At 39.7% G+C, this 242-nt stretch carries 1 protein-coding gene; it reads left to right on the top strand.

All coding sequences use genetic code 11. The features are described from left to right. Positions 1-242 (top strand): hypothetical protein (locus tag M901_RS08950; RefSeq protein ID WP_034721534.1); only part of this gene is annotated, 242 nt, incomplete at both ends.

The following is a 242-nucleotide window of genomic DNA, read 5'->3' as shown; positions in this document are numbered from 1 at the left end:
TTACTGGCCTAACTCTGTGTCTCGGTGCTTATTACTATGTTGGGCATAATAAAGAGTCAAAGCGTATCGGTCTTTTTGATCGCAAAAATCCTTACTCAAGAAAGCCGGCAAGTTTACCTATTCGTAGGGAAGTTGTACAAAAAGAAGTAAAGAAAGAGGTGAAAGTAGAAACCCTCGATGTGGCCAAATCTCGTCTGGCCAAGATTAAGGATTGTTACACGCAAAAGTGTAATATTTCTCTT

This window comes from Bacteriovorax sp. DB6_IX, assembly GCF_000447775.1.
Taxonomy (GTDB): Bacteria; Bdellovibrionota; Bacteriovoracia; order Bacteriovoracales; family Bacteriovoracaceae; genus Halobacteriovorax_A.
Note: the sequence above shows the minus strand (reverse complement) of the source record. Positions and strands in the feature narration are given on the sequence as shown.